The sequence below is a fragment of the Amycolatopsis sp. NBC_01480 genome (genome assembly GCF_036227205.1).
GTDB lineage: Bacteria > Actinomycetota > Actinomycetes > Mycobacteriales > Pseudonocardiaceae > Amycolatopsis.
On sequence record NZ_CP109442.1, the window covers coordinates 7833580 to 7846362 of the forward strand.

A 12783-nucleotide genomic window follows, 5' to 3' on the forward strand; every position below is an offset into this window, starting at 1 on the left:
TTGCTGGATATCCACCCGATCGGCGATGCAGAGTGTTGCGGCCCAGCGACCAAGGGCGGCGCCGTGCGCGCAACCTCTGTGTAGATGCCGGTTTTGCGTGGTGCGTGCCTGCGGCCGTTCAGATGGTGCGGTCGGGCAGCGTGCGCTGGCTCATGCTCCCTTTGGCCAAGCCGGACGTAATGGCGTCGTCGGCCTCGCGCATCGGGATGCGCCGCTGCTGAGCGGCGATGTGCAAGCTGGCCCGGGCTTCGTCGTCGGTGAAAGCGCCGCCGCCGACCAGTCGCCCGAGGGTGTACGCAGCGCTGACGAGAGTGTTGTGCGCGGTTTTCGGGGCGGCGTTGGCGACGGTGGCGGCCACGGTGTCGAGGTAGCGCTGTCGGCGGGCATCCGAGAGCGGCCGGACATCGCCGAATGTGGCAGGCTCGCGCGGTGGCTCGGGCGAGGTGAAGAGCGGCACCATCCATTGCGGCAGCGGCGCGATCGGCGCACGGTGGGCGACCGTGTACGTGCCGCCGCGGCACACCGAGCCGGCCGCCACGATGAACCCGCCGCGGCCGCGGCTGTCGATGCACCATCCGGCGCGGGCGACGGTGTTCCGCAACGTGCTGTCGCTGCTCACGTAGTAGTACAGGTGCGTGCCCGGGCCGGGAGTGCGGACGGTGTAGGTGTTGACAGGGCAGGGCTGGCCGGCCCGCTCGGCCAGACGGGACAGAACGTCCCGGCCGTGCCGCGCCCCGGGCCACTCCTCCGGCGGATCCTCGCCATGGCCCGTGTCGAGGTCGATGACGTAGAGATTGCTGGGCCCGCAGGCGATGCCGACGTTGCAGGTCGGGATGGCGCCCCACCAGTAGCGGATCAGGTCGGGGTCGATCGTGGCGCGCTGCTCCCAGCCGCGATGGCCTTCGGCGCATGCGTCAGTGCGCCCGCAGGAGTGCTCGCCGTGCAGGCACGGCACCTTCGAGCGTGGCCAGAGCGGCAGTACGTGCATTCCTTGCCGGGCAGCGGAAAGGGCGACACCCATCAGGTTCGGCGCGGGCCGGTGTCGCCAAGCGCGGCTGCTTGCGCTGTGTCGGTGCGCGATGTCGGCGAGGTGTGATGTGGTCATGGTCATCTCCCCGTTCATCCAGGGTAATTTGCCGGTCGCCCGGGTAGGAGATCTCCGGCGTCGTAGCATTGCTGGTGCGAGTGGCGGCTGACGTCGCACACAAGATCAGTCCTGTGTGGACCGCTGCGATGCTCGTTTTGGGGCCAGAGCGTCACCGGGGCCGGTCGTCGGCGTTCCGGACAGTTATGGCAACCACTGCCTCATCGTTGCTGGTGGGGCTTCGCTCGAATATGAGTTCGTAGGTCACGCCGCAGTGGACACGGATGACCGGCCGTGCTGCCCCGCAGGCGGTGATATCGCCTCCCTCTAGCTCATCCCAGAGCGCCACGGCTTCGATGAGGGTGAGCCCGCGCTTGATAAAGTAGGGAGTGAACTCGCGGATGGTGATGAACTCGGTATGCGTCTCGTCGGTGCCAGCCGATGTCGGGCTCGCGTGATGTGGCACGACGTCCTTCTGGTTCTCGTCCTGCGCCCCATTCTGGTTCGTCACGGTGTCACCCCGTTTTCGTCATAGAAGGCAAGCAGATCGAGTGCCCGCAGGAGGATCAGCCGGATGTTCGCGGATTTGCCCTCCAAGCCGAAGTAGCCGCCCGAGTCTCCACCGATCGCCAGAACGATCTCTCCGTCGATTTCAGGCTCACCGCCGAGCTGGTCCAGCGCCTCATCGGCGGTATACAGATCGACAGCTACGGTCGTGTGGTCCGCGTTTTCCCAGATCGTCGAGAGGGTCATCAGCTGCACCTTCCCTCGGGACGGACGAGTCGGCGGTCCACCCGGTAGCGGTTCGACGGTTCAAGGGCATGGAGTTGGTTGCCGGCGTCGAGGTCGTAGGGCATGAGCCCTCCTAGGGGTCCGGACGACTCGACGGGCTGCCCGAAGTGAGCGCAAGACCGCCGGGCCGTGATAGGCAGGTAGGAAACTAGGAGCCGGCCCCGGCGCCACTGGCTGGCGTTCTCGGGCAAGGCGTCCCAGGAGGAATCAGCGGGTGGTGCCGGCCCCGCTCGGTGCGAGCGCCCCACCGAGCAGACCGACAGCCCCGCCGCGCCGGCCGGCCTTCACCCCGTCTGCGTTGCCGTGTCCGAACGGCCAACGGTTGGCAGGAGTGCGTAAGTGCAGTCGACCTTGACGCCGTGGTGCACGCCGGCGCAGGTGACTGCCCCGAGAGACCGGTTCTGGACGGCCAGCTTTGCGCGAGCCTCCCGTTCGAGGTCGAGCATTTCGTTGCCGAAGAGTGCCTCGTAGTGGGCGATTTTATCAGCCTGCATGACCTCTTTTCCGGGAAAAGCCCTGTGCCACAAGCGCATTTGCATCCCGAATGCGGCGCTGCGGATCGGGATGCGAGTGGCGATTACGAGAGTCGCGCAGCAGATCTCGGCGTCGGTGGCCGGCCGGGTGTCGTCGCCGCTGGCGACCCGTTCAAGCAACTCGCGGCAGTGGGAACGGAACACCCACTCGGTGGTGAGGCGGAGATGGTCGGTGGGACACAACAGTATGTTGGAGTGCCAGAGCGTGTCCTCGGCGTCGGGGTGGCGTCGCATTGCAGCCTGAATCTCGTCCTCGGCCCATTCCAGGCACGCCAGAATGCCGCCGACGGCGTTGTTGGTGTCGTCGAGCAGCTCTTGCAACGACTGGGTCGTCGTGTCGAACATGACAGGATTCCTTCCAGGTCAGGTTATTCGGCGCACCGCCGGACCTTGTCGGTTCGACCGTTCGGCGCTGGCTCAGACCCGCGCGCTGCGGGCGCAGGATCTCGCCAACGTGCTGTTGCCGGAGATCCCGCGGAAGCGCAGGCCGGCGCCTCGCGGTCGAGGAGTTCGAGGCGCATCTGTTGCGTGGCAGACACAATCCCCGGCCTGAACGTCAAAGATCAGTCCTGGGATCCTGATGCGAATGAGCCGAGGAGTGCGGCTGGGGAAAGTGCTGTCGCCCGGTCCAGCGCGCGGGCGGCGATCGAGATGGTGATGGCCACCGCCCGCGCGTGGGCAAGCAGGCGGGAACTGAGTCAGTCGGCCATTCCGGCGCTGACCGGCTCGTCGTCGAGATCAGGCTCGGCCGACGAGGGATCGTTCTCGTCGGTGGCATCCTCGTGGTCAGCCGAATCGCCGGTCGTTTCGTCGGCCGACTTCGGCGCAGAACCATCGCCGAGGTGACCTGACCGGCCGACGTGCACCACGTCTTCCTCGCGTTCCGGGGTGATCACTTTGAGCTCGACGTCGTGCGCTTTGTGCCCCCACCGGATCACGGTCTGCATGTAGTCGGATTCCGTGCTGTCCGGCGTCCGCCAGGCTTCGCGGCGGAGCCGACTCTCGTACGCCGTCAGGGTCAGGAAGATGTCGAAAATGGTTGCTTTGGCGCCCGAGAGTTTTGCCGCATAGTCCGCCAGGTTTGCCTGCCCCAGAAGCTCGGCGGCAAGGCGGTGTCCACGTTCCATCGAGGAACGGAGCGCACGGTCCCCGCGGGCCTTCTGCACGGCCAGCCAGGTCTGCGCGCCCTCGGGTGCGCGACGACGATTGACGAATTCTTTCAACCACTCGCGACGTGTCTCGGCGGCGGCGTCCCAGTCCTTGTTGTTCTCCCTGACCCATTTCCGGATCATCCGCGCGGCCTCGCGCGCCTGCTGATCAGCTGGGGACTGGCCCTTGTTGTTCGGCGAAGAGCTGCCAGAGTGCTCGACCTTCCCCGCAGGAGCGTCCCAGAGCGCGTGTCCGTGCTTTCGGAAGTCGGTGCAGGCATAGCGCGCTGTCACCATGAAACCAGGACCGTCCGCGGGTCCGTCGTCCACGTCCTCCTTGACGATCCACGCCGCATGACCAGGACAACCGTTGTGTGAATCAGCGGTGAGTTCCGTACCGCGATCGGCCTCCGGGGTCGGCCGCAGGAGATCGAGGGGGCGGGCATCGCCCTCGTACTTCCTGGTCGACTGGTCGAGGATGGGCACGCCGGCCGCGGTCAGTTCCGTGGTGACCGCCTCAGTGAGCTCGCGCGTCGCGAGGTCCTCGGCGTGGTCGTTGCGACGGCGCTGGGCGAGCGCCTTGAAGTTGTTCGGGTGCTCGACCGCGGTGAGGATCAGTTCCTTGACGTTCTCCAGCAGGCCCTGCTGTTCGAACCAGGCGATTTCCGCTGCCTGCAGCAGATCCAGGCCATAGCGGTCGGCAGCCTTCACCGTCAGTTCGGAGGCGGCCAGCTCCACCGACGCCTGGATCTCGCGGCGGGACTTTCCGCGCTCCCTGGCGATCTTGGCCGGGGACACGCCGAGGTCCAGTAGGTACTGGTGGGCGTCGGCGACGTCCCGGTGAGTCAGGTTCCGCCGGTGGTCGTTCTCGTCGAGCTGGTCGAAGACGCGCTTGATCTCCGCGGCCTGGTCGTCCTCAGAGGGCGGGTGCTTCATCCACACCGGGACGGTGGTGCCGGCCTCGCGTGCGTGCAGCACCCGGAGCTGTCCCTCGGTGACGACGATGACTCCGTCCTCGCGGCGGAACCCGTTGATCGCGGAGCGGATTCCGCGATTCTGGTAGTTCGCGACGGTCTTCTTGTCCAGTTCCAGACCGTGGGTGCGGACGTTGTTCTGGATGACGACGTCGTTGGGATCGGCGTGGACGATGGTGTCGATCTCGGCGGCCCGTTCTTCGGCGCTGATGGGCTGAGCGTCGGCCGGAGCGTCGGCCTGTTCCGGAATGATCGCCGGATCGTGGTCGGCGGCAGCGGGATCGACCTCGACGGGCGCGGTGTGTTCGTGCTGCGGGTGAGTGGACTCGACCGTGACGGTCATCGAATGCCTCCACAGAGTGGGAAACCCGCGTCCGCCACGTCCGTGACCGTTCCGATCCGGAGGCGGGGCGAGGCGCGGTGTCCCGGGCGGGACGCACTCGCCCCAGCGGGGCCGCGGGTGCCCGGGCCCGACGGTGGCCTCGGCCAGCCGGCGTGGACCGCCGCCGGGCGGCCGGAACGCCCTCGGGCGGACCGGCCTCCCGGGTGGCGGCGGTTCACCCGAGCTGGCACGGGGTCACCGCGGTTGGCCCGGGTGCCCCCGGCTCCGCTAGCGTGCGTCGTCCCCCCCCCGGGACCGCAACCCGTCCTCGGCGCCGGCCGGATGCTTGTCATCAGCCCGGAACACCCGGGTCGGAATGCCGGCCTGTCGCGCCAGGTCGACGGTGTGGCTGGCGCCGGCAGAGCCGTTGCGGATGAACGCGAGGCAGACGTCGGCGCCTCGGTCGACCATCACCTTGTTACGGAGGAACCCGGCCCTCTTACCGCGGGTGGCCCACAGTGCAGGATGCCGTTCCACACGGCCGCCCCAGTGCGTCCAGCACGCCTCGCACATCATGTCCGCACCACGGGGGCTGGCGCCCGAGACCAGAATCCGGCCCGGCGCCCACACGTCAGCCAGTGCCGCGCGGATAACTGCGGGATCGTCCCAGAGCCGTGATCCGGTGATGAGAATCCGGTGCGTCACGATCGATGCCACCTCCTGAGTAACTCCGTCCCGTCGGCTGAGCGGGATGCGGTGGTCCTCGCTCGCTCGGCGGCTGTGCGGCCGGCGGCAGTTGGCCGGGGTGCACAGCCACCGAGCGAGCCATGCTCACGGTGACCGCTCGGAGACGGCGGTCGATCTCATGAAGACTGGGGCTACGTCCACTATGGACGACGGTTGAGTGCGCCGTATCGCCGTCGATCAACCGGATTCGCTGTCCCTGGACTGCTGCTTGTGGATCCATCGGATGATGACCCCGGCGACTTCGGCCGCGGTAGTTGCGCCTTCCGGCGCAAGCGGCCCGCCGTCGTCGTCGCCGCCTTCACGGTCGAGACTGATCCACAGCTCGGAGGTCTTTGCGATCGCGCGGGGACTGTCGTCGCGCACCATGCCGGGGCCCACGACGAGCACGTAGCTCTCGTCTTCGGGTTCCCCGCCGGCGTAGAGTGATACGTTTCCGCTTCCGGTGAAGATTGTGTCGGCGCGGACTCCTTGGTCGCGGAGAATGCGCTTGACCTGGTACAGGTCAATGTCAAAGGCGGGCCCGGTCTGTATTACGTGATCGGTATGGAACCATTCATGGTCCATATGGGACAGAATGGCGCCTGTCTTCGAGTTGGTGGCGAGGGCGCGGTGGAGGACGGACTGGGTGCGCGCGGGAGAGCCGCCGGGGTGCCTGGCGAGGACGTCCAGCAGGATCTGCTCGACTTGCTCGTACCGCTGGCCATACCAGCGCTGCGAGTACGGCGAGAGACCGGTCGTCGTCATGGTGGCGTAGATTTCGCGGATCGCGGACAGCAGCGGCTCGGCGACGAGGAGAACGGTCTCGCGTTCTGCGTCGGCCATGATCTGAGCCTGGTTTTGAGCTGATTCGGGAGCGGCCAGGTACTCGAGGAGCGAGCAGCCCAGCCACGTCGCCGCGACTACAGCCGAGGGCGGCGCGGCCGAGTGGCCGGCTTCGTACCACCCTTCATACAGATCGAACTCGAGCCGGTACACACCTCTCGCGCTGGCGTCCCGCAGGCGGACGGTCTTCTGGTCGACCCGCACCACGGGACCCACGTGGGGAAGGCCCGCGGGGTCCCGTAAGGCGGCGCCCATCTCCTCGCGGGTGCGCTCGTCCCACACTTGTGCCGGGCTGTCGGGATCGCGTCGTACGTACTTTGCCGGCATGGCTTGACCTTTCTTGTCGGAAGGTGTCCAGATGAGGGAGAAGGGATTCTGTGGTGGCGATTGCCGATGGTCTGCGGGACGTCCCCGTTTGCGCCGGGTGGACACCGGCAACGGATGGCTGCCCGGCGAAACGGGAGCGGTCACCAGATGCCGGGGAGACTCCAGCTGATGGAGCGAACCCGGAGCGGAGCGCACTGCGCATACGACGCGGCGAGGTTGCCGTGATCGACAATCACGTCGTAGCCGGCCACCCATACCGCGAACCACGGCTCCGCAGGCGCGCCTTGCCGTGCGGCAGCGTCCGGCCCTGATACCTGACCGGGTTCGAGCGGCCGCGGTGAGGCTCGGTAGTGATCCATCCTTCCCACCACCATGGGGCAGGCCTTCATGGTGTAGGCGGCGCACTGCGGATGCAGGCCCGGCTCGCTGGTGCAGCGTCGCGGCAGGTCGGACTGCCGTAGCAGCAACACAATCCGGCCATCGAGAGGCTTTCCGCAGACGCCGCAGCGGCGGCGGGTGAGTGCGCTGTTCATGCGGTCGCGGTCCACGGTGCCGAACAGGTGCCGGCCGTTGGCTGTGCGCGGCGTGATCCAGGGGACCGCCATCCCGCCACTCACGGGCAGATGCGCAAGCCATACGGGCAACGGAGGCTGGCTCGGTGAGGACATTCTGGATTCCTTACGTGATAGGGGATGCGGGCTGCGGCGTCTCACTTCGTGGGGGCGATACGCTGCACGGGCTCTCCGAGAGCCATGGGGCCGGCGCGAAGGATCAGCGGTCCGTTCGGCCGGAGCTGCGCTCGATGTTCTGCTCGACGTCGGCGGCATTGATGACGAGCGTTGCCGTGCCGTCGACGATCAGGTGGTGGCACCCGTTGGATCGGCCCGACGTCACCGGCCCGGGCATGGCCATGACAGGACGCCCGATCTTGTGCGCCAAGCGAGCCGTACTGATGACGGCGGTGCGGGGGACCGCTTCGACGATCACCACGGCGGAGGTCGATGCGACGATCAACCGGTCGCGGGCCTCGGTGCCGCGCTTGCTGGGCGGGGTGGAGAATCCGAACTCGCTGACGAGGACACCGTTTTCGGCGATCCGTTCGAACAGGTTCTCGTGCTGTACGGGATGGGTGTGGTCGAGACCGTGCCCGAGCACGGCGACCGTGCGTGCATCGGGTTGGGCGAGGGCGCCTCGCTGAGCTGCGCCGGCGACGCCGAGCGAGCCACCGTTCCAGATAGCCCAGCCTCTCGCGGCGAGTTCGTGTCCGAGGTCGGCCGCGTTGTGTTCCCCGTAGGCCGTCGCAGCGCGTGCGCCGAGGACGGCGATCGCCCCAGAGGCGAGGGTGTCGAGTCGGCCAGTGCCGCGGACCCACAGTGCCAGGGGTGCGACCGCGCTGGTCGCCGTCGCGTCTTCTACACCCGTGGCGGCCTGCTCGGGATACGGCCACTCATCGTGCCCTGGCCTGACGAGCCGCGCACCCAGTTCGGCCGCACGGGCTACGTCGTAGGCGACGGCCTCCCAGTCACCGCAGGTGTCGTGGAATTCAGCGAGGACGTCGTCGGGCAGGGTTCCGTTGCCGTGGCGGTGGATCACCTCGATCGGACCGACTTCGGCGGCCAGGCGGACGGTGTTCGGCGCGGGCGGCCGACAAGCGCGCAGCAGGTAGGCCCAGGCATGGTCGAGCGTGCGGGGTGTGTTCACGAGGGGCTCCTGTCGGATCGTGCGTTCCTGCCGCGGCGGCAGGCGCGCACGGAGGAGCCCGCTCCGGGGCAGCCGGCAGCCGCACCCGATCCGAGGGACCGGCTGCCCCGGAGTGGGCTAACCTGAGCGCCGCTTGCCGCCGCGCGGGGACGCCTCCCGATAGCCTGTCGGCAGGCCCCGCGGTTTGTGCCCCGGCTGGAAGATGCCGGTGTGGTAAGCGATTGCGACCGCGTGCGCACGGTTGCGGGCGCCGAGCTTCTTCGAGATGTGGTGCAGGTGCGTGCGTACGGTCTCGATCGAGACGAACATCTTCACGGCAATTTCGGGGTTTGACATGCCCCGGGCGACTTCAACCAAGATCTCGAGTTCGCGGGGCGTGAGAGCGCGGGGCTTCTTCATCCGCGATTCCCCTTGCGGCCGCTCGCTGTGTGCCTGGCGCGCCCTCCGGGGCGAACCATCCAGACGACAACTGCGCGAAGCGAGGTCGAATTTCCTTTTGACCGCAAGGCCCGGTGCGCGCCGTAGCGCGCGGCCATCGCGTACAACTCGCGGCGTTCCGCGTCGGCCACGTCGAGCACGAGCATGATGACCCGTCCTCCGGGAACCACGTGCTCCCACAGCTGCCGCACCAGGTCGGTCGATGACACGCCGTGCTTCACCAGTGCGAGGGCTTCGTCGAAGGGGGCAGGACGCGTTCCGAGCAACGCCGTGAGCGTGCCCGGAAACACGCGCAACCGGGGATCAGCGGGCATCGCGGACCGGGGCCGGTGCTTCGGTGCCGTTGTGGTCACCCTGATGTGCTCGCCGCCGAGGTCGAGCGCGGCGCGCACCAGGGCGCCGTCGTCGATCTCCGCCATCAGAACCCGCAACGGTCCCTCCGTCACCGGAATGCTGCTGTAGCCGGCAACAGCGGCCAGAGCCAGGTGGTCTTGGCAGCCGCGTGCGTGAGGCGATACCGGCAGGGCGCCAACCATGGCCTGGAGGATGGCGGCAGTGGGGTCGTTGTCGAACACGAAACCTTTCCGCCACGAACTCCACCGGCCGCCCACGGCGACCAGCATCGTCTTGACGACGTGCAGCTCTTCGGTGGACATGTTGTCAGGCAAGCGAATCAGGCGCTTTCGCTTGCCGAGGACAGAGGCGTGCTCGACGCGGAGGCGTCGCCCGCCGATCATGATCTCGTTGCTGCGGCGACCGACTGCCGGGAGCCGGAATGTGGTGCGCCATCGTGCACGGCGAGGATGCGGGTTGGCCATCGGAGTGCCTTCCTGAGCCGGGGCGTGGACGGCCTCCGCCCGGGCATGCCCGCCGGCTCCGTGTGCAAGCCCGCCGTTGCGGCGTGGCGCACCGGCCACGAGCAGCGGGCTTGCGCACGGAGGCGGGCCTGCTTGGCTGATCGGCCTGCGACCCGGCAGAGGAAGGACCACTCAGGCCGTCGACAACGCGGAGATACATCCTCCATGAAGGAAGAGAAGATGTATCACCGTGTTGACGTTGCCTCGTTTTTCGGGCAGGGTGGGCCCCAGAAGGAACCCGGGCGTGATCCAGACGGGAGTGATCGCACCCGGTCCTTCCGGGCAGCGGCCCCGCAACAACCCCCTCGCGGGAAGCTGCGGTCCGGTCCGGGAGACGGTTGTCGGGGAGGGCGCCGTCTCCCGGACGCCGGCCCGCGTTCGCGCGGGCTGTCGTTCGGCGTTCTACCCGCGCGTGATCGTCACGTTCGTGGCCGCCCTCCCGCTGTTCCTCGGCCCAGTCCGGCGTGAACCGGCCGGAATCTGTGCGCCGCGGACGACGAAGGGAATGTCACCATGACCACCACATCCGACCTGTCCGCGCCGTCGCGCCGGAGCCGGTCGATCTGGACCTCGCTTGCCGTCGGTGCTTTGGGCGTTGCGGCGTCGATCGCGTTTGCCGCGCCGGCGAACGCCGCCCCGGCAACCACCGGCGGAGGCACGGAGACCGGCGCGTCGTCGGGCGGGGGCGCCCTGTCGGCTCCGGCCGCAGTCACTCCGTACGGAACACGCATCGGCGGGTTCGGCGTATCCCCGTACGGTTCGGCGGGCGATCGCAGTGACGGCACAGCACTGACCACTGTGGACAGCTACATGTCCGGTCAGCCAGACGCGCACGTCGCCGGCTCTTAACGCTGGCCCCTTGAGTACGCCTCGCGTGCCCGTGAACACCTGAGGGGCGAGCCACCCTCGGAATCCTCTCTCTGCTCGCCCCTCGGGTCCGAGGGGCGCACTGTGTCGCCGGCCTTGGAAAGAGCAGGTCGATCGGCCGCCGTCGAGGAATCGACGGCGGCCGATCGGCCCGTGCTGCCTTACCCAGTCGTCCTCCCCGTGAATGAACGGGAGTCCTCATGTCGACCGACACGGCACGGAAGCCGACGTGCGTCCGGATTGATCACACCGCCCGCGGATCATCCGTTCAAGGGCAAGCGCTGACGCCGATCGTGCACTCGGGAACCGCGCCCGGCACAAGGCTTTCGAGCTACATCGTCGCGATGCCGCCCGGTCATCTGAGCCTCGCCCACGTCCACCGCCACAGCGACGTCCTCGTGCAGATCCTGCGCGGATGGGCCGCGACGCTGTGGGGCGAGGAGATGGAGCCGATCCCGCACGGCGCCGGCGACCAGGTCGTGATCCCGGCGGGCATTCCGCACGCGGCCCTGAACCTCTCCCGGAATGCGATAGTCGTCGCCCTGGAGGTCCGGACCGACCCGCATGCCAACCGCGACGTCGAACTCCTGCCCGATCTCGACCCGGTGGCCGCGGCGCAGGTTCAGACCTTGCAGGCTGAACACCTCGACCGGGTCAAGCAGGCCGTGGCGCAGGGCAGGATGTCATGGTGACGACGCGGGAGGTCCTGGCCTACGTTCCGGGGCGCGTCGACACGGTGACGCTCTCGACCAACGAACTGGCCGGCGGCCCGCTGTCGGTAGCGGCCGCGGCAGTGCAGGAATCCGCACGTTCGATCCACCGCTATCCGGACACGACGGCCGCCGTTCTGACCGAGGCCATCGCCCGCCACTGAGGTTCCCCCTTCGGGCCGGACACTCTGAGCCCAGACAGTGGTCTGGGGAAGGATGTCCTGGTGCCACGTCCGTCGAAGTATCCCGAGCAGTTCCGCAAGGACGCAGTCGAGTTGGTCCGCAACTCTGATCGTCCGCTGCGCCAGGTCGCCCGCGACCTGGGCGTGAACCACGAGACCCTGCGCAACTGGGTCAAGACCGCCGAGAAGCAGGCCGGGCAACCGTCCGCTGTGTCGGGCGCCGATCAGGACGAGCTGCGGACACTGCGTAAGCGGGTGGCGGAACTGGAGGTGGAGAAGGAGATTCTGCGGAAAGCGGCCGCCTATTTCGCGAAGGAGATGGGTCGTTGACCTGCAGCTACCGGTTCATCTCCGAACACCGCGCCAGCTTCGCTGTCGCACTGCTGTGCCGGGTCCTGGGTGTCCGCCGCCCCGGGTTCTACGAATGGATCGCAGCCGCCCCTGTCAGGGCCGCGCACGCCGCGACCGAGGAGGAACTGGCCACCGAGATCGCCGAGGTCCACACCGAGCACCGTGGGCGCTACGGCTGCCCGCGGGTCACCGTCGAACTGCGCCGCCGGGGCCGGGTGGTCAACCACAAACGCGTTGAACGGATCATGCGCCAGCGCCGGATCGTCGGGCTGACCCGCCGGCGCCGCCGGTCCCTGACCAAGCAGGACACGACCGCCGCACCGGCACCAGACCTGATCAGCCGGGACTTCACCGCCGACGCTCCCGGCGAGCGGTTCGTCGGCGACATCACCTACCTGCCCACCCAGGAAGGATGGTTGTATCTGGCGACCGTGCTGGACCTGCATACCCGGGAAGCGGCCGGTCACGCGATGGCTGAGCACATGCGTGCCGAGTTGGTATGCGATGCGGTCGATCTCGCCGTGGGACGTGGTCTGACCAGTGCTGATGCGATCTTCCACTCCGATCGTGGTTCCCAGTACACCTCCTCGACCTTCCGCGCCGCACTCACGGCGGCGGGTATGCGGCCGTCGATGGGGCGGGTCGGGTCGTGCTACGACAACGCCGTCGCCGAGTCGTTCTTCGCGACCCTCAAAACCGAGATCGGGACCCAGGTCTGGGCCACCCGCGACGACGCCCGCCGGGCAGTGTTCGCCTACCTCAGCTACTACAACCACGACCGTCTACATTCGACACTCGGATACCGAACACCCCACGAAACCCGCATCAGCTATCGTCAACCTATCGCCCTCGCGGCATAAAACCCCGGTGTCCGGATCCCGGGGGGAACCTCAGTTGCACCAAACTCAACATTGTGGCGCCGCGCTCG

The 12783-nt window shown here is 67.9% G+C and carries 16 protein-coding genes; 5 read left to right on the forward strand and 11 right to left on the reverse strand.

The features are described 5' to 3' along the window. Positions 1-118: 118 nt before the first annotated feature. The 11 genes from OG371_RS36900 to OG371_RS36950 all read right to left on the reverse strand — a co-directional run bounded on the left by OG371_RS36900 (position 119) and on the right by OG371_RS36950 (position 9706). Positions 119-1105, reverse strand: coding sequence for a bifunctional DNA primase/polymerase (locus OG371_RS36900; RefSeq protein ID WP_329060508.1), 987 nt, complete (start codon positions 1103-1105; stop codon positions 119-121). 151 nt (positions 1106-1256) lie between these two features. After that, positions 1257-1595, reverse strand: a complete 339-nt coding sequence (locus tag OG371_RS36905; protein ID WP_329060510.1) for a hypothetical protein — start codon at positions 1593-1595, stop codon at positions 1257-1259. Next, a complete protein-coding gene (locus OG371_RS36910) occupies positions 1592-1837 on the reverse strand; it encodes a hypothetical protein (RefSeq protein WP_329060512.1) in 246 nt (81 codons plus the stop codon). The genes OG371_RS36905 and OG371_RS36910 overlap by 4 nt, the downstream gene beginning before the upstream one ends. Before the next feature lie 323 nt (positions 1838-2160). After that, positions 2161-2754 carry a hypothetical protein gene (locus tag OG371_RS36915; RefSeq protein ID WP_329060514.1) on the reverse strand — a complete coding sequence of 198 codons (594 nt, stop codon included), beginning with the start codon at positions 2752-2754 and terminating at the stop codon, positions 2161-2163. Between the two features lie 353 nt (positions 2755-3107). Next, entirely contained in the window at positions 3108-4874 is a 1767-nt protein-coding gene (locus OG371_RS36920) for a ParB/RepB/Spo0J family partition protein (RefSeq protein ID WP_329060516.1), read from the reverse strand. Between the two features lie 267 nt (positions 4875-5141). After that, positions 5142-5570 carry an SLOG family protein gene (locus OG371_RS36925; protein WP_329060518.1) on the reverse strand — a complete coding sequence of 143 codons (429 nt, stop codon included), beginning with the start codon at positions 5568-5570 and terminating at the stop codon, positions 5142-5144. Between the two features lie 207 nt (positions 5571-5777). Further along, on the reverse strand, positions 5778-6749 hold the full coding sequence (locus OG371_RS36930) for a hypothetical protein (protein WP_329060520.1): 972 nt from the start codon (positions 6747-6749) through the stop codon (positions 5778-5780). A 140-nt stretch (positions 6750-6889) separates the two neighbouring features. Continuing rightward, positions 6890-7417, reverse strand: coding sequence for a hypothetical protein (locus tag OG371_RS36935; protein ID WP_329060523.1), 528 nt, complete (start codon positions 7415-7417; stop codon positions 6890-6892). Between the two features lie 103 nt (positions 7418-7520). Continuing rightward, positions 7521-8450, reverse strand: coding sequence for a DNA-processing protein DprA (locus OG371_RS36940; protein ID WP_329060525.1), 930 nt, complete (start codon positions 8448-8450; stop codon positions 7521-7523). Positions 8451-8567: 117 nt separating this feature from the next. Beyond that, positions 8568-8849: a response regulator transcription factor gene (locus tag OG371_RS36945; RefSeq protein WP_329060527.1), complete on the reverse strand. Its 282-nt coding sequence runs from the start codon at positions 8847-8849 to the stop codon at positions 8568-8570. After that, positions 8846-9706, reverse strand: coding sequence for a hypothetical protein (locus OG371_RS36950; RefSeq protein ID WP_329060529.1), 861 nt, complete (start codon positions 9704-9706; stop codon positions 8846-8848). Before OG371_RS36950 ends, OG371_RS36945 begins: the two co-directional genes overlap by 4 nt. A gap of 552 nt (positions 9707-10258) precedes the next feature. Here OG371_RS36950 and OG371_RS36955 point away from each other — a divergent pair. The 5 genes from OG371_RS36955 to OG371_RS36975 all read left to right on the forward strand — a co-directional run bounded on the left by OG371_RS36955 (position 10259) and on the right by OG371_RS36975 (position 12715). Next, a complete protein-coding gene (locus tag OG371_RS36955) occupies positions 10259-10594 on the forward strand; it encodes a hypothetical protein (RefSeq protein WP_329060531.1) in 336 nt (111 codons plus the stop codon). A 218-nt stretch (positions 10595-10812) separates the two neighbouring features. After that, the gene (locus OG371_RS36960) at positions 10813-11304 is read left to right on the forward strand and encodes a cupin domain-containing protein (RefSeq protein WP_329060533.1); all 492 of its coding nucleotides are present in this window, start codon (positions 10813-10815) and stop codon (positions 11302-11304) included. After that, positions 11298-11486, forward strand: a complete 189-nt coding sequence (locus OG371_RS36965) for a hypothetical protein (RefSeq protein ID WP_329060535.1) — start codon at positions 11298-11300, stop codon at positions 11484-11486. Before OG371_RS36960 ends, OG371_RS36965 begins: the two co-directional genes overlap by 7 nt. Positions 11487-11546: 60 nt before the next feature. After that, entirely contained in the window at positions 11547-11834 is a 288-nt protein-coding gene (locus OG371_RS36970; RefSeq protein ID WP_329057890.1) for a transposase, read from the forward strand. Next, positions 11831-12715: an IS3 family transposase gene (locus OG371_RS36975; protein ID WP_329057889.1), complete on the forward strand. Its 885-nt coding sequence runs from the start codon at positions 11831-11833 to the stop codon at positions 12713-12715. The genes OG371_RS36970 and OG371_RS36975 overlap by 4 nt, the downstream gene beginning before the upstream one ends. The last annotated feature ends 68 nt before the right edge of the window (positions 12716-12783 follow it).